The 24,861-nt window shown below is 69.6% G+C and carries 22 protein-coding genes and 1 pseudogene; 11 read left to right on the plus strand and 12 right to left on the minus strand.

Features of this window, described 5'->3' with window-relative positions; genetic code table 11:
• Nucleotides 1–305 precede the first annotated feature (305 nt).
• The gene (locus tag IR155_RS08100) at nt 306–602 is read right to left on the minus strand and encodes a metal-sensitive transcriptional regulator (RefSeq protein WP_055988447.1); all 297 of its coding nucleotides are present in this window, start codon (nt 600–602) and stop codon (nt 306–308) included.
• A gap of 105 nt (nt 603–707) precedes the next feature.
• Between IR155_RS08100 and IR155_RS08105 the strand changes: the two genes are divergently transcribed.
• The 9 genes and pseudogenes from IR155_RS08105 to IR155_RS08145 all read left to right on the plus strand — a co-directional run bounded on the left by IR155_RS08105 (nt 708) and on the right by IR155_RS08145 (nt 12,077).
• Nucleotides 708–893: a hypothetical protein gene (locus IR155_RS08105; protein ID WP_055988449.1), complete on the plus strand. Its 186-nt coding sequence runs from the start codon at nt 708–710 to the stop codon at nt 891–893.
• Between the two features lie 15 nt (nt 894–908).
• Nucleotides 909–1,271: a thioredoxin gene (trxA, locus tag IR155_RS08110; RefSeq protein WP_135114338.1), complete on the plus strand. Its 363-nt coding sequence runs from the start codon at nt 909–911 to the stop codon at nt 1,269–1,271.
• A 184-nt stretch (nt 1,272–1,455) separates the two neighbouring features.
• Nucleotides 1,456–2,868 (plus strand): MBL fold metallo-hydrolase, encoded by a 1,413-nt coding sequence (locus IR155_RS08115; RefSeq protein WP_055988452.1) that lies wholly within the window; start codon nt 1,456–1,458, stop codon nt 2,866–2,868.
• Between the two features lie 135 nt (nt 2,869–3,003).
• Nucleotides 3,004–4,032, plus strand: coding sequence for an alpha/beta hydrolase family protein (locus tag IR155_RS08120; RefSeq protein ID WP_322783514.1), 1,029 nt, complete (start codon nt 3,004–3,006; stop codon nt 4,030–4,032).
• Nucleotides 4,016–5,671 carry a P-loop ATPase, Sll1717 family gene (locus IR155_RS08125; RefSeq protein ID WP_135114340.1) on the plus strand — a complete coding sequence of 552 codons (1,656 nt, stop codon included), beginning with the start codon at nt 4,016–4,018 and terminating at the stop codon, nt 5,669–5,671. The genes IR155_RS08120 and IR155_RS08125 overlap by 17 nt, the downstream gene beginning before the upstream one ends.
• 92 nt (nt 5,672–5,763) lie before the next feature.
• Nucleotides 5,764–6,931 (plus strand): annotated as a pseudogene (locus tag IR155_RS08130) (IS3 family transposase).
• A gap of 542 nt (nt 6,932–7,473) precedes the next feature.
• Nucleotides 7,474–8,508, plus strand: coding sequence for a helix-turn-helix domain-containing protein (locus IR155_RS08135; RefSeq protein WP_135114341.1), 1,035 nt, complete (start codon nt 7,474–7,476; stop codon nt 8,506–8,508).
• A gap of 126 nt (nt 8,509–8,634) precedes the next feature.
• The gene (locus IR155_RS08140; protein ID WP_135114342.1) at nt 8,635–10,314 is read left to right on the plus strand and encodes a Na+/H+ antiporter; all 1,680 of its coding nucleotides are present in this window, start codon (nt 8,635–8,637) and stop codon (nt 10,312–10,314) included.
• A 221-nt stretch (nt 10,315–10,535) separates the two neighbouring features.
• On the plus strand, nt 10,536–12,077 hold the full coding sequence (locus tag IR155_RS08145) for an ATP-dependent DNA ligase (protein WP_135114343.1): 1,542 nt from the start codon (nt 10,536–10,538) through the stop codon (nt 12,075–12,077).
• Between the two features lie 2 nt (nt 12,078–12,079).
• On the opposite strand, the gene IR155_RS08150 is transcribed toward IR155_RS08145, so the two are convergent.
• From IR155_RS08150 to IR155_RS08175, 6 genes are all read right to left on the minus strand, one after another.
• Nucleotides 12,080–12,733, minus strand: coding sequence for a hypothetical protein (locus IR155_RS08150; protein ID WP_194210315.1), 654 nt, complete (start codon nt 12,731–12,733; stop codon nt 12,080–12,082).
• Complete coding sequence (locus tag IR155_RS08155) at nt 12,717–13,550, minus strand: prolipoprotein diacylglyceryl transferase (RefSeq protein WP_135114344.1); 834 nt, start codon at nt 13,548–13,550, stop codon at nt 12,717–12,719. Before IR155_RS08155 ends, IR155_RS08150 begins: the two co-directional genes overlap by 17 nt.
• A 1-nt stretch (nt 13,551) precedes the next feature.
• A complete protein-coding gene (locus IR155_RS08160) occupies nt 13,552–13,866 on the minus strand; it encodes a hypothetical protein (RefSeq protein ID WP_135114345.1) in 315 nt (104 codons plus the stop codon).
• Nucleotides 13,863–15,497 carry a radical SAM protein gene (locus tag IR155_RS08165; protein ID WP_228066839.1) on the minus strand — a complete coding sequence of 545 codons (1,635 nt, stop codon included), beginning with the start codon at nt 15,495–15,497 and terminating at the stop codon, nt 13,863–13,865. The genes IR155_RS08160 and IR155_RS08165 overlap by 4 nt, the downstream gene beginning before the upstream one ends.
• Before the next feature lie 62 nt (nt 15,498–15,559).
• Nucleotides 15,560–17,179 (minus strand): L-lactate permease, encoded by a 1,620-nt coding sequence (locus tag IR155_RS08170; protein ID WP_135114346.1) that lies wholly within the window; start codon nt 17,177–17,179, stop codon nt 15,560–15,562.
• Between the two features lie 62 nt (nt 17,180–17,241).
• Nucleotides 17,242–18,096 (minus strand): IclR family transcriptional regulator, encoded by an 855-nt coding sequence (locus IR155_RS08175; protein WP_135114347.1) that lies wholly within the window; start codon nt 18,094–18,096, stop codon nt 17,242–17,244.
• Nucleotides 18,097–18,187: 91 nt separating this feature from the next.
• Between IR155_RS08175 and IR155_RS08180 the strand changes: the two genes are divergently transcribed.
• A complete protein-coding gene (locus IR155_RS08180; RefSeq protein ID WP_135114348.1) occupies nt 18,188–19,552 on the plus strand; it encodes an aminomethyltransferase family protein in 1,365 nt (454 codons plus the stop codon).
• Between the two features lie 30 nt (nt 19,553–19,582).
• The gene (locus tag IR155_RS08185) at nt 19,583–20,122 is read left to right on the plus strand and encodes a YaeQ family protein (protein ID WP_135114349.1); all 540 of its coding nucleotides are present in this window, start codon (nt 19,583–19,585) and stop codon (nt 20,120–20,122) included.
• Nucleotides 20,123–20,189: 67 nt separating this feature from the next.
• Here the strand turns inward: IR155_RS08185 and IR155_RS08190 are convergent, their stop codons facing one another.
• The 5 genes from IR155_RS08190 to IR155_RS08210 form a co-directional block, all read right to left on the minus strand.
• Entirely contained in the window at nt 20,190–20,477 is a 288-nt protein-coding gene (locus tag IR155_RS08190) for a hypothetical protein (protein ID WP_135114350.1), read from the minus strand.
• Between the two features lie 94 nt (nt 20,478–20,571).
• Nucleotides 20,572–21,744, minus strand: coding sequence for an MFS transporter (locus IR155_RS08195; protein ID WP_135114351.1), 1,173 nt, complete (start codon nt 21,742–21,744; stop codon nt 20,572–20,574).
• A 183-nt stretch (nt 21,745–21,927) separates the two neighbouring features.
• Nucleotides 21,928–22,341: an arsenate reductase ArsC gene (locus IR155_RS08200; RefSeq protein ID WP_135114352.1), complete on the minus strand. Its 414-nt coding sequence runs from the start codon at nt 22,339–22,341 to the stop codon at nt 21,928–21,930.
• 65 nt (nt 22,342–22,406) lie between these two features.
• The gene (locus IR155_RS08205; RefSeq protein WP_135114353.1) at nt 22,407–23,912 is read right to left on the minus strand and encodes a SulP family inorganic anion transporter; all 1,506 of its coding nucleotides are present in this window, start codon (nt 23,910–23,912) and stop codon (nt 22,407–22,409) included.
• A gap of 67 nt (nt 23,913–23,979) precedes the next feature.
• Nucleotides 23,980–24,849 (minus strand): metalloregulator ArsR/SmtB family transcription factor, encoded by an 870-nt coding sequence (locus IR155_RS08210; protein ID WP_135114354.1) that lies wholly within the window; start codon nt 24,847–24,849, stop codon nt 23,980–23,982.
• Between the last annotated feature and the right edge of the window lie 12 nt (nt 24,850–24,861).

Here is a 24,861-nt window from a genome sequence, read left to right on the forward strand (position 1 = left end):
ACCAGACAGGTCGTCGTGTTCGACGGAAGGTCCACGACTAAGGGTCGCGGACCATGACGAACCCCGTTTCACCGCGTAATCACGCGGCAGGATCAGTCATCCATCCACTCGTTTTGGCCTATAACCCAAGAATCGAGCAAGATCGTCCACAGGCGAGGCGACGACGCCCTTCCGGCGTCAAGGGAGCGTTAGCGTGAGTCACGAGGGCCTCCGTTGTGACGTAGGGAGTGTGGTAACCCACATCGTCCCGGAGGCCCTCGCCTCAGCTCACACGTTCACAACGTGTCGGGGAACTACAGCTAGGGCTATGCGAGGGAGAGGAAGAGTTTCTCGAGTTCTTCGGGGCGTGTGGCATCTTCTGCGTCTGGGTCGGCGAGGCACTCGCGGAGGGCGCTTGAGATGACGAGGAAGCCGGCCCTGTCGAGCGCCTTCGAGACGGCGGCGAGCTGCTGCACGACGTCGCGGCAGTGGGCGTCCTGTTCGACGGCGGTGATGACCGCTGCCAGCTGCCCGTGTGCTCGGCGGAGCCGGTTGACGACCTTGCGCTTTGCCTCCTGGTCGTGCTCCGGTGCCGCGTCCGCGAGTGTGGGTGTGCTTGCCATGAGAGGTCCTTTCGTGAGCCCGAGTTGACAACCAGCATACCCCCGGGGGTATAGTCGGGCTGCCGGCGGCGAATACTCCCCCGGGTATAGCGAAGGGATGCGCAGATGTGCCGAGCAGTGATGTGCCGCACGTGCGGCAAGACGACATGGGCCGGCTGCGGCCAGCATGTCGCGGCGGTGAAGAGCAGCGTCGCGAGCTCCGACTGGTGCGGTGGTCAGCACACCGCCGCGGAGCTGGAGGCGGCACAGGCGAACCGCGGCGGGTTCTGGTCACGCCTGTTCGGACGCTGAGGTCGGAGGACGCGCATGCCTACAAAGAACCTGACTGCTGAGACGTTCGAGAGCACCGTCACCGCCACCGGCATCGTGCTCGTGGACTTCTGGGCTGCCTGGTGCGGCCCGTGCCGCGCCTTCGCGCCCGTGTTCGAGTCCGCCTCGAACCGCCACCGCGACGTGGTGTTCGCACAGGTCGACACCGAGGCTGAGCCTGAACTCTCGGCGGCTAACCGCATCACCTCGATCCCGACGCTCATGGTGTTCCGCGACGGAGTGCTCGTGTACTCCCAGCCCGGCGCGCTCCCGACACCGCAACTCGAGCTGCTGATCCAGAAGGCGCGTGAACTCGACATGGCCGAGGTTCACCGGCAGCTCGCGCAGCGCACCGCCTAACCAACTCACACAGACTAAGAGCCCCGAAAGGAACGCCATGTGCGCACGAATCATCTGCCCTGCGTGCGGCAAGCCCACGTGGGACGGCTGCGGCCAGCACATCGAGCAGGCCCTCGCAGGAGTCCCCGAGAACGAGCGCTGCTCATGCAACTGATCACGGATCACGAGGAAAGGAGCGATCGCGATGCTGCTTGAGCGCATCTACGACGAAGACCTCGCACAGGCCAGCTACCTGATCGGCTGCCAGCGCAGCGGCGAGGCCGTCGTGGTGGACCCACGACGCGATATCGGCGCTTATCTGGATCTCGCCGGCAAGCACGGCATGCGCATCGTCGCAGTGACCGAGACGCACATCCATGCCGACTACCTGTCCGGCACGCGCGAGCTCGCTGCGCACACCGGCGCGACCGCGTACGTATCCGACGAGGGCGGCCCGGACTGGACGTATGGGGCAGGCTTCGACACCGCCGTTCGCATGAAGCACGGTCACCAGATCACGCTGGGGAACGTCACGCTGGAAGCCGTTCACACCCCCGGACACACTCCCGAGCACCTGTCCTTCCTCATCACCGACGGCGCTCAGACCAACGAACCCGGCTACATGCTCACGGGCGACTTCGTCTTCGTCGGAGACGTCGGCCGGCCCGACCTGCTCGACGAGGCAGCCGGAGGCGTAGACACCCGCTTCGCAGGCGCCCACGCACTGTTCGCGAGCCTGCGCGATCACTTCCTCACACTTCCCGACTACGTGCAGGTGCTTCCCGCGCACGGATCCGGATCCGCCTGCGGAAAGGCGCTGGGAGCGATCGCCGCCTCCACGGTCGGGTACGAGCGTCGCTTCTCCTGGTGGGGTTCGTACCTCGCCAACGACGACGAGCAGGGCTTCGTCGAGGCGCTGCTGAGCGACCAGCCCGATGCCCACGCCTACTTCGCGCGGATGAAGACACAGAATCGTGTGGGACCGGCCGTGATCGGAGAGTTGCCGACGCTGAGCGAGTACACGACAGCCGAGCTGCTCGTCGCCCTGGCAGAGGATCGGGTGATCTTCGTCGACACCCGTCATCACAGTCAGGTGCACGAAGGAACGGTCGCGCGTTCGCTGAACGTGCCGGGCGAAGCCAAAGCGGCCACCTACGGATCGTGGGTCTACGACCCCGAAACCGAGTTCCGGCCCCTCGTGTTGCTGGCCGACTCCCGGGCCGCCGCAGAGCGGATCCGCGACCACCTCATCCGGGTCGGCATCGACAACGTACAAGGCTTCATCACGACCATCGAGGGTCTTTCATTGGTGCGTCCCAAGACTGTCGCGCCGGATCGGCTCGGTCAGATCGATCGCGCGCTTCTGCTGGATGTGCGCAACCGGACGGAGTTCGCCGCCGGCCACATCCCCGGCGCCGACCAGATGTCCGGCGGTCGCGTCATGTGGCACACCGACGGACTGCCTGAGACCGGCACCATCGTGACTTACTGCCAGAGCGGTGTCCGCAACAGCGTCACCGCGAGTGCCCTGCGGCGGGCCGGCTACGACATCGCCGAACTAGAGGGCAGCTACGCCGCATGGTCGGCGCTACCCGACGCAACCCGACCGGCCGCCTGACTCCCGCGGTGGGACCTCGATGAACTCGGATGATGGTCAACGCCGCGCCCGAGGTGGTCTCGAATCAGACCGACACAACGGTCTCGTATCCGGTTGACATAGCCACCGTCCGGCGGACGCATGTACGACCTCGTAGTGCGCGACGTGGCTCGGCACGGGGAACAGGATGCGGTGGTGCTGGACCGTACCCCGCGGACTCAGGCGCCCGGCCTCTACAACCTCTGGCTCGAGGACGGGGGATGGGTGCGGCTCGGCGCCGTCGTTGAAGATGATGCTTCGACCGTGACTCGAGTCGTGCTCGGGGTCACGCCAGGTACCCGCTTGCGTCGTGGAGCGCGTGCGTCGTGGAGCGGCATCTACTACCGCGATCCCGCCGACGCCGGGCTGGATGCTTTGGATGTTGCCGTGGATACGGCCGCGGGCTCCGCCCCGGCGTGGGTCATCCACCCGTCCGATGGCCCGAGCGATCAGTGGGCGATCCACATCCATGGGCTGGGAAGCCCGCGCGCCGGCACGTTGCGCGGCGTCCTGGTAGCCGCGGATGCCGGGCTGACCTCACTGGTCGTCTCGTACCGCAACGACGATGAAGGGCCCCACGTGGGCTCTGGTCGGTCAACACTCGGCGCGACGGAAACCGACGACGTTCGCGCTGCCGTCCGGTACGCGCTCACCCACGGCGCCCGTCGCATCGTGCTGTTCGGATGGTCCATGGGCGCGGCCATCGCGCTCCAACTCGCCGCGGACGCGGAGTTCGACGGTGTCATCGACAGGCTGATCCTCGACTCGCCGGTGCTCGACTGGCGGTCGACCATCAACGCCAACTGCGCTCGGGCAGGGTTGCCGTCGTGGTTCGGGATCCTGGCCCGTCCTTGGTTGCAAAATCGATGGCTCGCTCGAATCGTCGGGCTACCGTCGGAGATTTTGCTCGCCTCCTTCGCCTGGCCCAAGCGCGCACCCGAGCTGTCTGTTCTGATCTTGATCCTCCACGGCATTGATGATGCGTCGGTTCCCCTCGCGGCCCCCAACCTGTTGAGAGAGCTACGCCCGAACACGATCCAGGTGGAAACGTTCCGTTCGGATCACACGATGAACTGGAACTCAGACCCAGGCCGGTGGCAGTCGATCGTTGGCGGGGTGTGGGGATCAAATGAGCAGCCTCCGTAGTCGCTCGGTGTCGTGCCCGGCCGAGCTCATTGCGGAGAATGTGGCGTCCCATCGAACTTGCGCCGCACGGCTGACGCGGCGCTTTCTGTTTCGGCGCGGTGACAGCCTCGCGCATTACGAGATGATGGGCGTCATGGAACCCGCAAACGCAAGCAGCCTGCTCAACTCACTTCGGCTCGGCTCGCCCGTGGCCGAGCATGATGCTGCGCTTGCAAGCTACTTCATCGAGACGGATACGTTTACCCAACTCGTCGAGGACCGCGGCGACGTCATCGCCGGCGACAAGGGCACGGGGAAGACGGCGCTGTTCACGATCCTCAAAGGGCGTTACTCGGACGATCCTCGCCTGGTTGATGTCGAGGTGCTGTCAGCGTTCAATCCCGCGGGTACGCCCATCTTCGAGCGTCTGCTCGAGAAAGGCGAGCTGTCCGAGGCACAGTACATCGCCGTGTGGAAGACCTACGCGGTGTCGCTCGCGGGTAACTGGCTGCTCGACTACTACGGCTCGGCCCGACCGGGGCGCATGGGCGAACTGGAGGAGATACTGCAGCGCAGCGGTCTACGCGTGAAGGAGGCGACGCCGCAGAACGCGTTCGTGAAGCTGATCGCTTACCTACGTCCGAGCACTGTCGAGAACACGACCACCTTCACGCAAGAGGGAATCCCAATCTTCGCCAGCAAGTTCGCGTGGGAGAGCCCGCAACCGCCGGCAGACGAGCCCGTGCAGTTCCTCCGTCATGACGACGCACTGGAGCTCCTAGAGGAGTGCCTCAGCGAGGCGTCGGCCACCGTATGGCTCACTTTCGACCGGCTCGATGAAGCCTTCCAGGCGCACCCCTCCGTCGAGAAGCCGGCACTTCGCGGCCTGTTCCGCGCATATCTCGACCTCGGTGCCCTATCCCACCTCCGACTGAAACTCTTCGTCCGCCGCGACCTGTTCGCGCGAATCGTCGAGGGTGGGTTCGTCAATCTGACTCACGTCAACGCTCGACGCATCACCATCACCTGGGAGGACGACGACCTCTACAACCTGCTGTTTCGACGGTTGGTCGAGTCCGAGGGATTCCAGCAAGCGACTGGCTTCTCGAAGGACTCGCCGCCGGACCAGGTGTTCGCTTTCGTGTTCCCGGAGAAGGTCGATGCGGGCGCTCGAAAGCCTCCGACCTGGAAGTGGATCCTCACAAGGATCCGGGACGGCAACGGCGTGAAGTCGCCCCGCAATCTCGTCGACCTCGTATCGCGCGCGGTGGAGGCACAGAAGAGGCGGGAGGCGCAGAACCCCCGTCGGCTTGACGCGTCCGGGCCTCTCATCACCGCGGACGCACTGAAGCACGCGCAGACCGAACTCAGCAAGGACCGCGTCGAAGACACTCTCCTCGCGGAGGCCGGGGATAGCACCGCCGCTATCAAGGCCTTCGCGAACGGCAAGGCCGAGCACAACGTGGACAGTCTGCGCGTGCTGTTCGGCGATCAAGCTGACGAGATACGCGAACGTCTCATCACCCTAGGCTTCCTCGAAGCGAGCGGGCGGACGTGGAAGGTTCCGCCGCTCTACCGGCCTGGCCTGTCGATCTCGCAGGGCAAGGCGTTCAGCACGACGGGCGAGTCCCTCGATGAGGACGTTGAGGACGACGAGTAAGCCCGTCACGCCCTGAGTAAGACGGGTCTGCCGCACCAGTAGGTGACATTTGAGTTGGGTTGCCCGGGAGGGCGCCCTGGAAGGATGTCATTGTGCCTAAGCCTTATCCGAGTGAGTTCCGGGATGATGTCGTGCGCGTCGCGCGGGGCCGTGAGCCCGGGGTGACCATCGAGCAGATCGCGACGGACTTCGGTGTTCACCCGATGACGCTCACGAAGTGGCTGCGGCGTGCCGCGGTGGAGGAGGGCTCGAAGCCGGGCGTGACGCGGTCCGAAGGCGCCGAGCTGCGGGAGGCGCGGAAGCGGATCCGGCTGCTGGAGCAGGAGGTCGAGGTGCTGCGGCGTGCGGCGGCGTATCTGTCGCAGGCGAACCTGCCGGGAAAAGGCTCTACCCGCTCGTGACCGAGCTCGCCGCTGACGGTGTTCCCGTCGCGGTGACGTGCCGGGTGCTTAAGCTCGCTCGCCAGCCCTACTACCGGTGGCTGGCGAACCCCATCACCAATGCGGAACTCGTCGCCCGGCGTACCGTGCGAATGCGTTGTTCGACGCGCACCACGACGACCCGGAGTTCGGATACCGGTTCCTCCTCGACGAAGCCCGCGACGCGGGCGAGGTCATGGCCGAGCGGACCGCATGGCGGATCTGCCGAGACAACGGCTGGTGGTCCGCGTTCGGCAAACGCCGCCGCGGGAAGGGGCGACGCCCTGGCCCGCCGGTGCATGACGATCTCGTGCGCCGGGAGTTCACCGCGGACGCACCGAACCGGCTCTGGCTCAGCGACATCACGGAGCACAAAACCGGTGAAGGCAAGCTCTACCTCTGCGCCATCAAGGACGTCTTCAGCAACCGGATCGTCGGGTACTCGATCAGCGACCGGATGAAAGCGCGTCTCGCCGTCGACGCCGTCAACAGCGCCGTCGCACGGCGCGGGAATGTCGCTGGCTGCGTGGTCCACACGGACAGAGGGTCCCAGTTTCGCGCGAGGAAGATGGTCCGCGCCCTGCACCATCACGGGATGGTCGGATCGATGGGACGAGTCGGCGCGGCAGGCGATAACGCCGCGATGGAATCGTTCTTCAGTCTGCTGCAGAAGAACGTCCTCAACCGGCGCACCTGGGCCACCCGGGAGCAGCTCCGCATCGCCATCGTCACTTGGATCGAACGCACCTATCACCGACGCCGTCGACAGAAGCGGCTCCACGGTTTGACCCCCATCGAGTACGAAGCAATCATGAACACCGACGTCGCCCTCGCGGCGTGACTACAACCCGTCACCTATGGGTGCGGCAGACCCGACCCCTGCGTGCTAAGCGTTACGTCACCAACTTGGTGGCTTGCGAGTGTACTGCGGAGCGTGAGCAGATTTTGAGAAGATCTGAGCGACGTTGAACCCCTCCGAGCCTCGCGTCAAACATCCGCGAACCGCGGAAAGTCAAGGCGAACCAACCCCAACGTAGGTGAGGGAAGGCCCCCGGCAAGGGTTCAAATCCCACCGTCACCGCCATCCGAAACCCCCTCTCGCGAGGGGGTTTCGTCGTTTCCGCGGGACTGTTCCCCGACGGCCCGGCTCCCTCGCGTTCGGGTGCCGAGTGGCCCTCACGCGCCCGCGAAAGGGCCGATCCGCACCCGGGTGCGACTGCGCGCGAACCTGCCCTCGGGCGTTCCGGGGCCGAGCGGCCCTCTTGCGCCCGCGGAAGGGCCCATCCGCACCGGATGTGCACGGGCCGCGGACACCGAAGCACCAGAAAAAGGATGAGACTGCTCCTTGCATCTCAAGCCGCTTGAGGTCGCAGGGTGGGGAGCATGAACAACACAGATGAGACTCTCTACTCCATCGGCGAGGTCGCGCATCGCACCGGGCTCAGCGTCAGCGCCATCCGCTACTACGCCGATGAAGGCCTCGTGGAACCGACAAGCGCGACGGATGGCGGCCATCGCCTCTACGACGTGGACGCCATCGCCCGCCTCGAGTTCGTCCGAACGCTGCGCGACCTCGAGACCGGGCTGGATCAGGTGCGCCGCGTCCTCCTCGGCACGACCTCGCTGCGCGACGTCCTCGCCGAGCACCTCGATGTCATCGAGAGGCAGGCGACGGACATGCAGGCGAAGCGGGCGGTGCTCCGCGCGCTCGTGCGGCAGGAGGGGACGGCCGAACGCGCGAGGCTCCTGCGCAAGCTGGTGACGATGTCCGACGCCGAGCGTCAGCGGCTCGTCGACGACTTCCTCGCCGAGGTCACCGCCGGCCTCCCCGAGGACGCGATCAGGCGGATCCACGATGTGCGTCCGGTGCTGCCGCCCGACCCCGCCCCGGAACAGCTCGATGCCTGGATCAGCCTGGCGGAGCTGCTGCAGGATGACCGCTTCCGTGCGGCGACCCGGTCCTACCTCCACGCGACATACGCGGAGTTCCCCGGTTCGGAGATCTCCACCCCTCACGTGCAGGAGTTCTTCCACTCGACCGGCGCCGACGTGATGCCGAAGCTGATGGCCGCTCACCAGGCGGGGTTCGCCGCGGACGATGCCCGGGTGGTCTCCCTCGCCGCGCGGATGGTCGAGTCGCTCGCTGAGGCGTTCGGAGTCGCGGCCGACGACGACCTCCGCGGACGGCTCGCGGCCCGCTACCGGGATCTCGACAGCGTCACCCTCGAGGCGCTCCAGGACGCCGAGTACAACGCGACCGAGGGGCGCTACCTCGAGCTGGTCTCGATCATCAACGATCAGCCCCATCCGGATGCGGCTCTTCTCGCCAGCGCTCGCCGGGAGCGGAGCGACGGGGAGCAGCTCAGCTTCCGAGACCTCGGCGGATGGCTGTCCGACGCGATCCTCGCCGTGGGGTGATTCAGGACGTTCGCGGCGCGGAAGCGCGCGATCCGGATCCGTCATCTCCGCCCCTCGGGGCTCCCGCGCGCCGGAGAATATCTGTGCGGGGTCGGCGACCCCGGCGGACGGAGCCGGAGGGGCGACATGGGCGGACTCGAGATCACCGTGCTGCTGGGCGCGGCCGTGCTGGTCGGGGCGCTTCTCGCCCCGCGGCTGCGGATCGCGACGCCGCTCCTGCTGGTGATCCTCGGCCTGCTACTCGGGTTCGTACCGCAGCTGAGGGGCGTCGAGCTGCCGCCCGAGACCGTGCTGCTGCTGTTCCTGCCGGTGATCTTGTTCTGGGAGAGCCTCACGACGTCCTTGCGGTCGATCAAGCGCGACTTCCGCGGCATCGTCCTGATGAGCACGCTCCTCGTGGTGGCGAGCGCCTTCGCGGTCGCCGGCATCGCCCATGCGCTGGGCGTGCCGTGGGAGGCGGCACTGATCCTCGGAGCGGCCGTCGCGCCGCCCGATGCGACGGCCGTCGCAGCCCTCGGCCGCAGCCTGCCTCGTCGCAACTTCATGATCCTCAAGGCCGAAAGCCTCACGAACGACGGCACCGCGCTCGTCATCTACGCGATCGCGGTCGGCCTCGCGATCGGCGGCGACTACACGCCGTGGAGCATCACGGGGATGGTGCTGCTCTCGTACGGCGGTGGCATCCTGGCCGGCATCGTTGTCGGCGGGCTCGCCTACCTGCTGATGCGTCGCCTCACCACCGCGCTGACGCTCAACATCGCCCTGCTGCTCACGCCGTTCACCGCGTTCCTCGTCGCCGAGCTGATCCACGCGTCGGGCGTTCTGGCGGTGGTGGTGGCGGGGTTGATCCTCACCTACCTCTCCCCGCGGGTCACGACCGCGGCGTCGCGCCGCCAGACCGAGGCCGTGTGGCCGCTCGGCTCCTACCTGCTCAACGGCGCGCTGTTCGTGCTGATCGGGCTCGAGGTGCAGGCGGTGGTCCGCACGATCGACCTCGCGGACGTCGGATGGCTGACCCTCGTGACCGTGGCGGTATGGGTTGTGCTGCTGATCGTGCGCTTCACGTTCCAGACGTCGACCGTCATGCTGATCCGGATGCTCGACCGACGGCCCTCTCAACGCGGGCGGCGGATGTCGCATCGCGCACGGGTGGTGAGCACGGTGGCGGGCTTCCGCGGTGCGGTGTCGCTTGCGATCGCCCTGTCGATCCCGCTCGCGACGGACGGGGCGGACATCCCGGCCCGCGACGAGGTGATCTTCGTGACGGCAGGCGTCATCCTGCTGACGCTGCTCGTGCAGGGGCCGCTGCTCCCCGCGGTGGTGCGGTGGGCGCGCCTGCCCGTCGACACGAGCGCCGACGACGAGATGCGCTTGGCGGAACGCTCGATCACCGGTGCCGCGCTCGTGCACGTCGAGGAGCTCGCGGCGGGTGAGGGGATCAGCGAGGAGGTGCGCGAGCGACTCAAGCGCGACTACTACGAGCATCTCGAACTCGCCAACGCCCGCGTGCAGGAGCACGTCGACCACGAGATCGAAGCCCTCGACGCGATGATCGGCGTGCCCGACGACGAAGGTGCCGAGGCGGCGAGGGAGGGCGGATCGGTGATCGTCGCGACCGACACCGGATCGCCGCTCGCACGCAACGAGGAGTACACCCGCCTTCGCCTTGCCGTGCTCGGACGCAAGCGCGAGGTGCTCGTGCGGCTCACGCGCGACGGGTCGATCGACGATGCGGTCGCGCGGCGCATCCAGGCTCGCCTCGACGTGGAGGAGATCCGCCTCTCGGGGATCGAGCCGATCGAGTAGCGCGAACAGGCTCGTTGCGGCGCGTGCGGGATCGGTGCGCATCCGCCGCTTTGGGGCGGCGGAAGGGCCGGTCGGCACCGGGATGCGCGGGGCGGTGCGGGCGGGCGGGCATGGATCGGTGCCTTCCGGCCGTCGACGCGTGGCAGAAGGTCCGGTCGGCACCGGAACTCCGGATGCGACGCAGGCCCGCGGATGTCGGCGGGCGGGTGGACAATGACGGCATGCTGCTGCACGAACTCGTCGCGGCGACCCGGGAGGTCGCGGCGACCTCCTCGCGGCTGAAGAAGGTCGCCGCGCTCGCCGAGGCTCTGCGCGCGCTCGACGGCGCCGAGATCGGGCCGGCCATCGGATTCCTCACGGCGAGCCCGCGACAGGGGCGCATCGGCGTCGGCTGGCGCGGCCTGACGGGCCTCGCCGTCGCGCACACGGATGCGCCGAGCCTCACGGTGCTCGACGTCGACGCCGCGCTCGACCGGATCGCCGCGACGGCGGGAGCCGGATCCGTGGATGCCCGGCGGCAGGCGCTCATCGCGCTCGCACAGCGCGCCACGGCCGAGGAGTGGGACTTCGTCTCGCGCGTGATCCTCGGCGAACTGCGCACCGGCGCGCTCGAGGGAGTGCTGCTCGACGCGATCGCGAAGGCATCCGACCGGCCGATCGCGGCCGTGCGTCGGGCGGCGATGCTGTCGGGCGACCTCGGGGAGACGGCGCGGATCGCGCTCGGCGGCTCGCTCGACGACCTCGAGTCGGTCGGCCTGCGCGTGGGGCGCCCGGTGATGCCGATGCTCGCCTCGACCGCGGGCTCGGCCGCCGAGGCGCTTGCCACGCTCGGGCGCGAGGCGTCGGTCGAGTACAAGCTCGACGGCGCGCGCATCCAGGTGCACTTCGACCGCGCGCGGCCGGAGGGCGACGACGTCCACGTCTACACGCGCAGCCTCGCCGAGGTCACGCACCGCGTGCCCGAGCTCGCCGCGGCGGTGCGCGCGCTGCCGGTCGAGCGCGTGATCCTGGATGGCGAGACGCTCTCGCTCGACGAGGACGGCGGCCCGCGCGCGTTCCAGGACACGATGGCGCGCTTCGGCTCCGAGACCGCCGCCGCGATCGTCCTGCGCCCGTGGTTCTTCGACATCCTTCACGTCGACGGCCGCGACCTGATCGACGAGCCCCTGAGCGCCCGCCTGGAGATCCTCGAGCGCGTCGTGGGGCCGCTGCGTATGCCCGGCATCGTCACGGCCGACGCGGAGCGCGCCGAGCAGTTCTCGCGCGAGGCGCTCGCCGCGGGGCACGAGGGCGTGATGGTCAAGGACATCAGCTCTCCCTACGCGGCCGGCCGGCGCGGCAAGAGCTGGCTGAAGGTGAAGCCCGTCCTGACCTTCGACCTGGTGGTGCTCGCGGTCGAATGGGGATCGGGGCGACGCACCGGGATGCTGTCGAACCTGCATCTCGGCGCGAGGGATCCGGATGGCGCCTTCGGAGACCCGGGCGGCTTCGTCATGGTGGGGAAGACCTTCAAGGGCCTCACCGACGCGACGCTGCGCTGGCAGACCGAGCACTTCCCCACGATCGAGACCCACCGCTCCGCGTACGCCGTGCACGTGCGGCCCGAGACGGTCGTCGAGATCGCGATCGACGGCGTGCAGCGTTCGTCGCGCTACCCGGGCGGCGTGGCGCTGCGCTTCGCCAGGGTCAAGGCGTATCGCCCCGACAAGGACGCGTCGGAGGCCGACACGATCGAGACGCTGCGGGCGCTGCTGCGTGGCTGACGTCAGAAGCCGCTGCTGTACGTGGCGATCATCACCACGCACACGCCCAGCAGCACCAGCGGCGCCGCGGCCGCGCTGATCAGCAGGCCCGTGCCGAGCGCGCGCGCCGGCGGCCAGAACAGCAGGCCGATGCCCGCGAGCAGCACAAGCAGCCAGAAGAGCCCGCCGCCGAAGGGGAAGCCTCCGAACCCACCGCTGAACCAGAGGAACCCGGCGCCCAGGATGACGACGAGTCCGATGGCGAGACCGATCCAGACCCAGGCGCCGAACCGCAGCCCGCCGAGCTGCCGCGGCGGGCCGACCGGCGGTGCGCCATATCCGGGCGGTGGTCCGTACCCGGGCGGCGGTCCGTACCCGGGCGGCGGTCCGTACCCGGGTGGCGGCCCGTAGCCGGGGTGCGGCGGCTGCCCCGGGTACTGCCCCGGTGCCGCGGGCGGCCCGTACCCGGGCGGGTACCCCGGCCCATGCTGCCCCGGCCCCGGCGCCCCAGGCACCTGCTGCCCCGGCTGCGGTCCGGCCCCCGGCCCGGGCGCCCCTGGCGCCTGCGGTCCCGGGCCGGGCGCCGCCCCCGGCTGCGGCGGCATCCCACCGCCCGGTGGCGGCACCGGGCGTGCGGGATCGGGCTCCTGGCCCGGCTGCTCAGGCGTGCTGTTCACGGGAAGCCGTCCTCTCTTGCTGCGACGGAAGCGCCGGCGCGGGTGCGGCGGCGCGGAAGCGGTCGGTGCGGATCATCCAGACGATCCGCGCGAACAGGAGGGGGAGGGTCGCCAGCAGGAACAGCTGCGGGCGCGTCAGCCCCATCCAGGCGATCTCGTTGCCGCGCACGAACTCGACGAGGAAGCGGAACACCCCGTACGCGGCGATGTAGAGCGTGAGCGTCTCGCCGGGCGCGATCTGCCGGTGACGCAGCCAGAACCACAGCAGCGCGAAGGCGACCAGGTGGAAGGCGATCTCGTACACGAAGCTCGGATGCAGCGGCACCCCGGCGGCGGATCCGGTGTACGCGGCGGCGTCGGCGTCGAGCACGATGCCCCATCCGGATCCGGTCGGCGTTCCCGGCTTCTCGGTGAGGAGGCAGCCGATCCGGCCGATCGCCATCGCGAGCGCAACCGCGGGCGCGAACAGGTCGCCGGTGCGGTACGGGTATCGCACGACGCGCTTGGCGACGTGCACGCCGAGCCACGCGCCCACGAGCGCCGACAGCATCGACGCGTTGCCGTAGGAGAGCTGCTCCATGAGGCTGAGGTTCTTCGTCGGATCGAGGTGCTGCGCCCACGTGCCGAGCCGCGCCAGGATGGACGCCCCCGCGAGCGAGCCGAGCACGAGATACCAGATGCGGTGGTCGGTCACCCCGCGGCGGCGCTTCTCGACGAGGAACACGATTCCCGCCGCGAGCATCCCGAGCGCGACGAAGAACGAGTGCGTGTCGATGGGCGGAAGCCAGCGCACGAGGTCCTGCAGCGTCGGGAACATGTCAGCCGCCGAAGACCCTGATCCACAGCAGCACCCAGAACGGGATCGCCGCAGCCGAGAGCGCGGCGATCACCGACAGGTACAGCAGCACAACGCGGGTGTCGCCGAGGCGGCACTTCGATCGCAGCAGCCCCGCGCGCCGCGCCCGCGCGTAGCCGGCGATCGCGACGCCGCTGAACACGAGCAGCGCGACGGGGCCGAACACGCAGGTGATGAGCGCGACGGTCGTGAAGACGCAGAGCTTCAGCGGATCGAACGCGGGCACGGGATCGCCGACGCTCGCGTCGTAGCGATTGAGCCCCTCGTACGCGGTCATGACGCCACCACCGGAAGCTGCACGCGCCCGCCCGTCTCGCGGACGTCGCTCATCCGCGCGGAGCGCTCGCGTGATCCGGTCGCCGTCGACAGGCGCGTGCGGCCGAGCGGCGCCCACGCCTGCACCGCGCAGAACGGGGCGCACTGGTGGGCGTCGGTGGTCTCGTTGACGGTGGCGACGTGCACGCAGCACTGGGTGAGACGCTCCTCGATCATCGTGTTGATGTCCATGAACGGCTTGATGGTGATCCGCTTCACGCGCTCGCCCATCATCCGACGAAGCCGTTGATGCTGGCCGGGAAGCTGCGACGCGGCGAGGGTCGCGAGCGTGCCGATGCCGAGGTCGCAGCTGGCGCAGATGTCGCGCCAGATGTCGACCATCGACGGATGCGACAGCGACGACTGCTCGCTGAGCAGATCGAGCAGCGAGGTCTTCACCACCTCGCGGATCTTCTTGTTCACGCCCGAGTCGGCGATCCGGTTGGCGATCAGATCCGGCTCGAGCTCGAGGAACTCCTTGAGCCGGTCGTGCCCGATCAGCCCGACGAGCGACTTCCACTCGCCCGCGTCGTCCTTCAGCAGGTAGCCGACCGAGCAGCAGTGCGGATGGCTGCACGGGAGCGCGGTGAGGTCGCGCCACGTGACGGTGTCGCCGGTCTGCGGCCCGAGCCTCGCCAGCACACCCGTGTGCGTCAGCCGGTCGTCCGGATCGATGCCGGCCGACCGCCCGGATCCGAACACCGGCTGGATCGTCACGCCGCCGACGAACGGCGTGTCCATCGCGCGGCGGATCACATCCCCGATCTCGTGGTCGTTCACGCCGAGCGCCGCGGTCATGGTGAGCGTCGTGAAGACCCCAGCGGCCGACAGCCGCTCCAGCGCCCGCTCCTTGAAGCGCCGGATGTCGGCTCCCCGGTGATATGCCGACGCCTCCTTCGACTCGCCGTCGTACTGCAGGTAGATCTCCACGCGCTGCCGGTGCTTCCTCAGCACCTCGACGAAGGCGTCGTCCTGCGCGATCCGCAGTCCGTTCGAGTTGATCAGGATGCGCACCACCGGCCGGGCGACGAGGTGCTCCAGCAGCTGCTCGAGCCACGGGTACAGCGTCGGCTCGCCGCCCGAGAGCATCAGCACGTCGATGCGGTTGTTCTCGCGCGCGAGGCGGGCGTCGACCGATGCCAGCACCTCGGCCAGGGGAGCGACCGCGCTCGCCGCGGGGCTCGACTCGGCGAAGCACGTGGGGCAGCGCAGGTTGCAGTGGTCGGTGATGTCCTCGAGCAGGATGCAGGTGTGCTGCGTCTGCATCGCGGGCAGGCCGTCGTCGTACGCCGACGGCACCGGCTTGAAGTTGCCGATCACGTCCGGCGTGTGCATCTTCGTCGGCGCGGTCCACTCCTCGAGGTACCGCAGGATCTCGGCCGACTCGTCGTACATCGTGCGCACGAGGCCGTGCTCGGGGCAGCCGCGCTCGAGCCAGATGGTGCCGTCGCGGTCGGCGAGCCAGCCGGACAGCCGCCGCACCTCGGCGAGCGGGCGATCCGGATCCTCCTCGTGGCAGCGCGGGCAGAACGCGTTGACGTAGCGATGGATCCGGTGGTCGCGAAGCGGCATCCCTGCGGTGGGCTGGCTCATGGCGCTCAGACTAGGGGCACGGATGCCCGTTGGGCAGTCGGCCGTTCGGAGGGACGAGCGTGTCAACCCGGGTAGGGCATCACGAGCGACAGCAGCATCACCCACACGCACACGACGCCGAGCATCGCCAGGCTCCAGCCGATCACCGCCCGCAGGATCTCGCCCTCCCGGCCGGTCAGCCCGACGGCGCCGGCGGCGATCGCGATCGACTGGGGCGACACGAGCTTCGCGACCGCGCCACCTGAGGTGTTCGCCGCGACGAGCAGCGTCGGGTCGACCCCGATCTGGTTGGCCGTGACGGTCTGCAGGCCGGCGAACAGGGTGTTGTTGTTCACGACCGATCCGGTGATGAAGACGCCGAACCAGCCGATCACCGGCGCGAGCAGCGGGAACACCGCCCCCAGCCCCGCGATCGCCGTGCCGATGCTCGTCGAGCCGCCCGAGTGGTTCGCGACGTTCGCGACGATCAGCACCAGGGTGATCAGCACGATCGGCTGCCAGAGCGCGCGCAGCGTCTCGCGCAGCTCGCGCCAGAGGTCGCCCGACCGCAGCTGCGGCGTGGTGAAGAACGTGATGATGACGGCGATCAGGATGGCCGTGCCCGTGGCGTTGACGGGCGTCCACTCCCAGACGGTCGCCACGGGCTCGTCCTTGCCGAAGGGCACGATCACGCCGGTCACCCCGGGGATCGGCACCCGCGCGACGAGCCCCGACAGCGGACCGTCGACCGCGAAGAGCGACTTGAACCACGGCAGGCTCCACACGCACACCACCGCGGTCAGGATGTAGAACGGGCTCCACGCGACGACCACGTCGCCGAAGCTCTGCGACGCGCCGCCAGGCTCGGGGGCCCCGTCCTCGCGGTAGATCCGCCGCGGCGTCCAGGCGCGTCCGACGGCGAACACCACGACCATCGTGAGCAGACCCGGGACGACGTCGGCGAGGTCCGGGCCGAGGAAGATCAGCACCGCCGCCTGGCTCGCGCTGAAGGCGACGCTGACCGCGGCCGTCATCGGCAGGGTCTCGCGGATGCCGCGCCAGCCGTCGAGGATCAGCACCAGTAGGAAGGGGGTCACGAGCGCCAGCAGCTGCAGCACGATCACCATCTGCAGCGACAGGTCGGCGAGCTCGACGCCGCCGACCTGTGCGCCGACGATCACGGGGATGCCGATGGCCCCGTATGCGCCGGCGGCGACGTTCGCGACGAGCGACAGCATCGCCGCCTTCACCGGGCCGAAGCCCAGCTGCACAAGCAGGGCGGCGCAGATCGCGATGGGGACGCCGAAGCCGGCGGCGCCCTCGAGGAAGGCGCCGAACGCGAAGCTGATCAGCAGCACCTGCACGCGCTGGTCGGGCGAGACGCCCGCGATGCTGGCCCGGATCACATCGAACCGTCCGCTCGCGACGGTGAGCCGGTACAGCCAGACGGCCATCACGATGATGTAGGCGATCGGCCACAGCGAGGTGAGGATGCCCGACAGCGAGGCGCCGGCGATCGACCCGAGCGGCATCCCGAACGGCCACGCGGCGATCGCGATCTGCAGCACGGTCGCGATGATCCCGGCCGTGACGCCCTTCATCTTGAAGACGACGAGGCACAACAGGAAGACCAGGATCGGCACGGCGGCCGTCAGCGCGGACAGCGCGATCGCGCCGAGGGGATCGATCTGCTGATTCCACATGGCCGCCACGGTAGCGGCACCGCGCGACGCGGGGATAGACCGCGGGTGTCTCGGGCGGGCGCCTACCGAGTGCGCCGTTCGAGGAAGCGCATCGAGTCGGGGGAGGACGAGACGAGCGCGCGGAGGTTGCCGCCCGGCAGCGCGCGCGGGTGGCTCGCCGGCAGGTACGCCCGCAGGAGGGCGTCGCCGATCCGGTGCGCCGTCTCCCGCAGCAGCTCCGCCGTGCGGTGCGCAGGCCTGCCGTCGTTGGGGATCACCGCCCCGAGCGCGCCGACGACCACGTCCTCCGACCCGCGCACCGGCACCGCCAGGCCGCGTGAGGCGGGATGGATCCAGCCGTCCGTGACCGCGTAGCCACGCGCGAGGGTGGCATCGACCGCGGCACGCAGGGCGTCGGCCGTCGCCGGGCCCGCGGTGGTCAGGGGCCGGATCCCCTGCGCTATCACGGCGTCGAGAAGGCCCGGCTCGCCGAACGCGAGGAAGACCAGCCCGCTCGAGGAGTGCTGGATGGGGATGCGGCCGCCGACGATGGATCCGTTGATCACGGCGTCCGGGGCCGAGATCCGCTCGAGGATGAGCACGTCGGTGTCGATGCGCACACTCAGCTGCACGTGCTGGCCGATGACGTCGTGCAGCCGCCGGAGGTAGGGCTCGGCGATCTCGCGCAGGCCGAGTGCGCCGGGCGTCTTGCTGCCGATCTCCCACAGCCGGTTGCCGAGTCGGTAGGTCCGGCCGGCGGCCGGCTCGAGCAGGCCGTGGTCGACGAGCTCGGCGACGATGCGATGCACGGAGGAGACGGGGATGCCGGAGCGGCGGTGGATCTGCGTGAGCGTCAGGAAGGGCTGATCGGCTCCGAACGCGTCGAGCACCGCCAGGACGCGCGTGAGCGCCGACGTGCCGTTCGACGCGCGGGACATCCGTCCTTCCTTTCAACGGAAAGCAATCTATCCGGCCGTCGCGCATCGTTTCTAGGCTTCCCGCACCCGCCCCCGATCGAAGGAGATCGAGATGTCAGAGACCCTCGCCCAGGCGCTCGCCCGTGTGGGAGACCCCGTGAACCTGCTGCGCGACGTCGACTACCCGGCGTTCACCTTCCCCGTGCATCCGGAGTTCACGAACTGGCGCTCCGAGTCGCGGTCGTGGAACGAGACGGTCGCGCTGATGGATCAGTCGCACCACATGACCCAGCTGTTCCTCACGGGCGCCGACATCGCCGAGGTGCTCAGCCCCATCGCGGTGAACACGTTCGCGAACTTCCGTCCCGGCGTCGCCAAGCAGCTCATCTCGGTGAACCACGAGGGGAAGGTGATCGGCGACGGCATCCTGTTCAACCTGAATCACGCGACCGCGCAGGGCGAGAGCGTCGTGCTGATCGGCCACCACGTGCTGATCGACTGGGTGCGCTTCCACGCCGAGCGGGCGGGAAAGGACGTGCAGCACCGCCTTGAGGGCAACTCGAACATGCGCGAGGGCGATCCGACCTTCTACCGCTACGAGCTGCAGGGGCCCCGCGCGCACGACGTGCTCGAGAAGCTGCTCGGCGGGCCCGTGCCCGACGTGAAGTTCTTCCACATCCACGACTTCGCGTTCGCCGGCACGACCGTCCAGGGCCTGCGGCACGGCATGGCCGGCCAGCCCGGCTTCGAGTTCTTCGGCCCGTACGCCGAGGGCGAGACCGTGCGCCAGGCGCTGCTCGACGCGGGTGCCGAGTTCGACATCGTGCGGATCGGTGCCAAGGCGTACTCGGTCACGCCGCTCGAGTCCGGATGGGTGCCCACGCCGTTCCCCGCGATCTTCGGCGACGACCCGCTGTTCGCCGAGTACCGCGAGTGGCTGCCCCTGGCCCGCGCGGGATCGATCGGCGGATCGCTCTCCGGACCGGTCGAGGACTTCCTCCTGACTCCGTACGACCTGGGGCTCGGTCGCTCGGTGAAGTTCGACCACGACTTCATCGGCCGCGAGGCGCTGGAGCGGATCGCACAGGCGCCCGCGCGCCGCAAGGTCACGCTGATCTGGGACGCGGCGGACGTCGCGAAGATCGTCGAGTCGCAGCTGACTCCCGGCACGCCGGCCAAGTACCTCGAGTTCCCGAAGGCGCGCTACGGCTTCTACCAGTTCGACGAGGTGCGGCAGGACGGCCGCCGCGTCGGCGTCTCGACGGACGCGGGGTACGTGGCGTACGACCAGCTCTACCTGTCGCTCGCGTCGGTCGATGTGGATGTGCCGGACGGCGCGCGCGTCGAGGTCGTGTGGGGCGAGGAGCCGAACTCGCGCAAGAGCAACGTCGAGCCGCACGTCCAGACGCGCATCGGGGCCACCGTCGCGCCGGCGCCGTACCACGACTACGCGCGCACGACCTATCGCGATCTGTAGGGCCCCGCGCGCCGCGTAGGCTCGTGCCTCATGGCCCTCTCCGCGGTGATCCACACGTTCGACGTGCAGCTGGCGGATGTCGACCGCGGTGTGTACGAGGACGAGACGCTGCGCGTCGCGCGGCACCCGTCGGAGACCGACGCGAACATGATCCTGCGCGTGCTCGCGTATTGCCTCGAGTTCGAGGAGGGGATCGCGTTCACCGAGGGGATCTCGTCGACGGATGAGCCCGCCGTGCTGGTGCGCGACCGCACCGGCCGCGTCACGGCGTGGATCGAGGTCGGGGCGCCCGCCGCCGAGCGCCTCCACTACGGCAGCAAGCTCGCCGACCGGACGGTGGTGTACACGCACCGCGAGCCGGGGAAGCTGCTGGCGTCGTGGGCCGGGAAGCGCATCCACCGCGCCGGCGACATCGTCCTGTACACGTTCGATCCCGGCTTCCTCGACGGTGCGGTCGCGGCGCTTGCACGCCGCAACACGATGACGGTCTCGGTCACCGAGCGGCAGCTCTACCTCGAGCTCAACGGCACGGCGCTGAGCTCGGCGATCGGCGAGCACCGCATCGAGTGACGCCGGCGGGCGGACGCGACGGCGCCCGGCGTCCCTCGCGGGTCGCCGGGCGCTCCTCGCGGGGTGCTCAGCCCTCGGCCTGAGACGGGTGGCCCTCGTCGGGCAGCACGCTCGCGTCGGCGGGGTCGGACGGATCCTCGCCCTCCGCCTGCGACGGGTGCTCGCTCTGCTCGCCCTGGTCGCGGGAGGGCGCGTCCGCCATGGCGAGCCCGTCCTCATCCGGTGCCTCGGCCGCGGGGCCCTCGTCGACCGTCGGGTCCTCTCCCGTGCTCAGGTCGGGATCCTCGCTGACGAGGTCGTCCTCGGGGCCGCGCTCGTCGCGCGTGGGGTCGATGTTCTCGGGTGTGCTGTTCATTGGATGCTCCTCCCGTTCGGTGCATCCAGCCTCGCGCAGCGCCGCATCCGGCGCGAGGGGATTGACAGGGAGCGGATGGCCTCGCGCCCCGCGCTCACGACAGGCGCGCGGCGCCCGCGGCGCACAGCGCCACGACGGCGGCGGCGAGCGCCATCGCCGTGTATCCGCCGGCGGCCGTCGCGGCGAGGGGTCCCAGGGCGGGGCCGAGTGCGGCGACGACCGTGACCGGGGCGGCGAAGACGCCGTTGATCGCGCCGTAGCTGCGGGTGCCCCACCGCTCGGCGACGGCGGATCCCTGCACGAGCGTCTGCGCGCCGCGCACCGCGCCGGCGGCGACCGCGACGGCGATCAGCAGCCACGCCGGGCCCGGGATCACCGCGAGCAGCGCCAGGGCGACGGCCGACAGCCCGGCGGTCGCGGCCAGCGGCACCCACGGCGCCGCGGTGTGCGGGATCGCGACGTAGATCAGGCGCCCGATCACCTGTCCCGCGCCGAGCAGTCCGAGCGCCCAGGCCGACATGGTGTAGTCGAGCCCCTTCTCCAGGAACAGCGGGATGATCGCGAGCGTCACCATGTACAGCGACGCGGCAACGAACACGGTCGAGATGGTCAGCGCGAGGAAGCGGCGGGTGCGCACGACGGTGCCGAGCCGATGATCCGGGTCGTCGTCCGTGGCCGCCGGCAGCGGCTGCCAGGTCGGCTCCAGGGTGAACCAGTGAAGCGGGATGGTCGTGACCGCGAGCACCGCGGCGAGGAGGAGAAAGGCGGTGCGCCAGTCGGTCGCCGTCAGCAGGGCCGCCACGATCGGTGCGAACACGGTGGAGGCGAGGCCGCCTGCGAGGGTCAGCGCCGTCATCGCGCCGCGCCGCCGGGTGCGATACCGCCGGGCGAGCACGGTGAACGCGGCCTGATACAGCACTGCCGCCTGCGCCGATCCGGCGACGAGCCATCCCATACCGAACCACACGGGGTCGGGCGCCATGGCGACGATCGCGAGGCCCGCCGAACCGACCGCGCTGCCGAGCGTCATGATCGCGCGCGGGCCGTGCCTGTCGAGGCGGCGCCCCACCGGCACACCCACGAGGGCCGAGGCGATCAGGCCCGCCGAGAACAGCGTGGTGACGAGGGCGAGCGGCCATCCGGTGTCCTCCGCCACGACGGGCGCGGCGACGATCATCGCGTAGAAGAGGATGCCCCAGCTGATGACCTGGCCGATCGAGAGCGCGGCGAGGCGCCACGGCTGCCAGGGCTCGGGGGCGGCATCCATCGCGGTTCCTTCGTACGGGGGGCACGTGATCGTACCGACCCGGGATGACGCGAGGGAAAGAAGGGGCCCCGCACGGCGAGCGGTCGTCCGTTGAAAGGGGGGAGATCAGCGGACGGCCACTCGGGAAACGGTTGCCGTGCGGGGCCGCAAAGGCGGGTCGGGGATCGGGCCCCGACCCGGGTCTCAGGCGGCCTGGGGGGCGGGCGCGATCTCGGCGATCAGCGCCTCGATGCGGGAGCGGATGTCGTCGCGGATCGCGCGCACCGCCTCCGTGCCCTGGCCGGCCGGGTCGTCGAGCTGCCAGTCCTCGTACCGCTTGCCGGGGAAGATCGGGCAGGCGTCGCCGCAGCCCATCGTGATGACGACATCCGACTCGCGCACGGCGTCGACCGTGAGCACCTTCGGGGTGCGCCCGGCGATGTCGATGCCCTCCTCGGCCATGACCTCGACCGCGACGGGGTTGATCTGGTCCTTCGGCTCCGAGCCGGCCGAGAGCACCTCGACACGGTCGCCGGCGAGGGCCTCGAGGTATCCGGCGGCCATCTGCGAGCGCCCGGCGTTGTGGACGCACACGAAGAGCACGGTGGGCTTGGTCATGTCTGAAAGCATAGACCACCGTCTATGGGTTCTGCAATGCCGGATCCCGATCCGTGGCGGCCCCGTCAGCGCCCGGCGCCGAGCCCTCCGGAGAGCCGGCCGTGGAAGCGCGTGGTGGCGTCGTTCATCCCGATGATCTCGACGGTCGCGCCGTGGCGCTCGTACTTCGTCGTGATCGCGTCGAGCGCGGCGACCGACGACGCATCCCAGACGTGGGAGCGCGTCATGTCGATCACCACACGCGGCGGATCTGCGACGTACTCGAACTGCGTCGTGAGGTCGTTCGACGAGGCGAAGAACAGCTCTCCGACCACGGTGTAGCGTGCCTCGGTTCCGTCCGCTGAGACGGTGCGCTCGACGGTCGTGAAGTGCGCGACGCGGCGGGCGAACAGCACGGCCGCGACCACAACGCCGAGGATCACGCCGATCGCGAGGTTGTGGGTGATGACCGTCAGCGCGACCGTGGCGACCATCACCGCGGTCTCGCTCTTGGGCATCCGCTTGAGCGTCGAGGGAAGGATGCTGTGCCAGTCGAACGTCAGGGCCGACACCATGATCATCACGGCGACGAGCGCCGCCATCGGGATGATCGCGACGACGTCTCCCAGCACGACGACCAGGATCAGCAGGAAGACGCCGGCGAGGAACGTCGAGATGCGGGTGCGGGCGCCCGACGCCTTCACGTTGATCATCGTCTGGCCGATCATCGCGCAGCCGCCCATGCCGCCGAACAGGCCCGACAGGACGTTCGCCACTCCCTGCCCCCACGACTCGCGCGTCTTCGACGACCGGGTGTCGGTGATGTCGTCCACGAGCTTGGCGGTCATCAGCGACTCGAGCAGACCGACGGCGGCCAGCGCGAGCGCGTACGGGCCGATGATCCCGAGCGTCTCGAGCGTGAGCGGCACGTTCGGGATCAGCAGGAACGGCAGGCTCTCGGGCAGCGCGCCCTGGTCGCCCACCGTGGGCACGTCGATCGCGAACACCACAACGACCGCGGTGAGCAGGACGATCGCCACGAGGGGCGCGGGGATCACCCGGGTCAGCTTCGGGAACAGCCACAGCAGAAGCAGACCGGCCGCGACGAGCGGGTAGACCATCCAGGGGACGTCCACGAGCTGCTCGAGCTGCGACAGGAAGATCAGGATGGCGAGCGCGTTCACGAAGCCGACCATCACGCTGCGTGGAATGAACCGCATCAGCTTCGCGACGCCGAGCAGGCCGAGCGCCACCTGGATGAGACCGCCGAGGATGACGGTCGCGAGCAGGTAGTCGAGGCCGTGGTCGCGCATCACGGGTGCGATCACCAGCGCGACGGCACCGGTGGCGGCCGAGATCATCGCCGGTCGCCCGCCGAGGAACGCGATGGCGACCGCCATCACGAACGACGAGAACAGCCCGACGCGGGGGTCGACGCCCGCGATGATCGAGAACGCGATGGCCTCGGGAATGAGCGCGAGAGCCACGACGAGTCCGGCCAGCACCTCGCGCGTCAGCAGCCGCGGCGATCGCAGCGCGTCGCGCACCGAGGTCGCGTACCGGCCGTCGGTCGACGTCAGGACGGGGGGCATGGATCCTCCAGGATGAATCTCGCAGCGGCCGACGAGCATCGACCTGCTCACGCAGAGCTGAGGCGGGTCAGACCAGCTCGTCGAGCAGGCCGCGGATGCGACGCTCGATGTCGTCGCGGATGGGGCGGACGCCGTCGAGCGGAAGGCCCGCCGGGTCATCCAGCTCCCAGTCGAGGTAGCGCCGGCCCGGGTAGATCGGGCAGGCGTCGCCACAGCCCATCGTGATCACGACGTCTGCAGCGCGCACCGCCTCGTCGGTCAGCGGCTTCGGGAACTCGCCTCCGACGGGCACGCCGATCTCGTCCAGCGCCGTCGCGATCGTCGAGCGCATGTCGGGGGCGGGCATCGAGCCGGCGGTCCGCACGCTGACGCGGTCGCCCGCGAGGTGGCGCAGGATGGCCGCAGCGAGCTGCGAGCGCCCCGCGTTCTGCACGCAGACGAACAGCACCTCGGGCTTCTCCGGCCGCTCGCCCTGGGCGCGCGCGAGCGCCTCGAGCCGCGTGGCGGCGAACGCGGCGGTCCGGGAGGCGAGCTGTTTCGGCGGGGCGTCGCCGCGCGAGAGCAGGTCGTGGCTCTCGTGCACGTACGCCTCGACCGTCTCGGGGCTGAACGTGCCGCGGAAGCGCAGCGCGAGATCCGCCGAGATGCGGTCGAGGTCGGGCGTGGTCTGCGCGGGCGCCGCGCCGACGAGGGAGGCGACGGTGTCGATGTGGTCGGGGGCGACCGAGAACCATGCGCGGCGGCCATCCGGCTCCCGCACGACGAGCCCCTCGTCGCGCAGGGCCCGCATGTGGTGGCTCACGGTCGGCTGGCGCAGGCCGAGCTCCTCGGCGAGCTCGCCCACGCGGGCGCGGCCGCCCGGGGCTCCGAGGATCAGTCGCAGGATGCGCGCGCGCGTCGGATCCGCGATCGTCGCGAGCGATCCGGTGGCATCCATAGATCCCAGTCT

This window comes from Microbacterium paludicola (genome assembly GCF_015235415.1).
In the GTDB taxonomy this organism is placed as follows: Bacteria; Actinomycetota; Actinomycetes; order Actinomycetales; family Microbacteriaceae; genus Microbacterium; species Microbacterium paludicola.

Bases quoted from the DNA above. Each gene is read 5' to 3' on its own strand.
- IR155_RS08115 (WP_055988452.1), top strand. From the start codon at position 1,456: ATGCTGCTTGAGCGCATCTACGACGAAGACCTCGCACAGGCCAGCTAC.
- IR155_RS08190 (WP_135114350.1), bottom strand. From the start codon at position 20,477: ATGAACAGCACACCCGAGAACATCGACCCCACGCGCGACGAGCGCGGC.
- IR155_RS08100 (WP_055988447.1), bottom strand. From the start codon at position 602: ATGGCAAGCACACCCACACTCGCGGACGCGGCACCGGAGCACGACCAG.
- IR155_RS08195 (WP_135114351.1), bottom strand. From the start codon at position 21,744: ATGGATGCCGCCCCCGAGCCCTGGCAGCCGTGGCGCCTCGCCGCGCTC.
- IR155_RS08145 (WP_135114343.1), top strand. From the start codon at position 10,536: ATGCTGCTGCACGAACTCGTCGCGGCGACCCGGGAGGTCGCGGCGACC.
- IR155_RS08135 (WP_135114341.1), top strand. From the start codon at position 7,474: ATGAACAACACAGATGAGACTCTCTACTCCATCGGCGAGGTCGCGCAT.
- IR155_RS08180 (WP_135114348.1), top strand. From the start codon at position 18,188: ATGTCAGAGACCCTCGCCCAGGCGCTCGCCCGTGTGGGAGACCCCGTG.
- IR155_RS08200 (WP_135114352.1), bottom strand. From the start codon at position 22,341: ATGACCAAGCCCACCGTGCTCTTCGTGTGCGTCCACAACGCCGGGCGC.
- IR155_RS08160 (WP_135114345.1), bottom strand. From the start codon at position 13,866: ATGACCGCGTACGAGGGGCTCAATCGCTACGACGCGAGCGTCGGCGAT.
- IR155_RS08185 (WP_135114349.1), top strand. From the start codon at position 19,583: ATGGCCCTCTCCGCGGTGATCCACACGTTCGACGTGCAGCTGGCGGAT.
- trxA (WP_135114338.1), top strand. From the start codon at position 909: ATGCCTACAAAGAACCTGACTGCTGAGACGTTCGAGAGCACCGTCACC.
- IR155_RS08155 (WP_135114344.1), bottom strand. From the start codon at position 13,550: ATGTTCCCGACGCTGCAGGACCTCGTGCGCTGGCTTCCGCCCATCGAC.
- IR155_RS08125 (WP_135114340.1), top strand. From the start codon at position 4,016: ATGAGCAGCCTCCGTAGTCGCTCGGTGTCGTGCCCGGCCGAGCTCATT.
- IR155_RS08105 (WP_055988449.1), top strand. From the start codon at position 708: ATGTGCCGAGCAGTGATGTGCCGCACGTGCGGCAAGACGACATGGGCC.
- IR155_RS08140 (WP_135114342.1), top strand. From the start codon at position 8,635: ATGGGCGGACTCGAGATCACCGTGCTGCTGGGCGCGGCCGTGCTGGTC.
- IR155_RS08170 (WP_135114346.1), bottom strand. From the start codon at position 17,179: ATGTGGAATCAGCAGATCGATCCCCTCGGCGCGATCGCGCTGTCCGCG.
- IR155_RS08175 (WP_135114347.1), bottom strand. From the start codon at position 18,096: ATGTCCCGCGCGTCGAACGGCACGTCGGCGCTCACGCGCGTCCTGGCG.
- IR155_RS08205 (WP_135114353.1), bottom strand. From the start codon at position 23,912: ATGCCCCCCGTCCTGACGTCGACCGACGGCCGGTACGCGACCTCGGTG.
- IR155_RS08165 (WP_228066839.1), bottom strand. From the start codon at position 15,497: ATGAGCCAGCCCACCGCAGGGATGCCGCTTCGCGACCACCGGATCCAT.
- IR155_RS08210 (WP_135114354.1), bottom strand. From the start codon at position 24,849: ATGGATGCCACCGGATCGCTCGCGACGATCGCGGATCCGACGCGCGCG.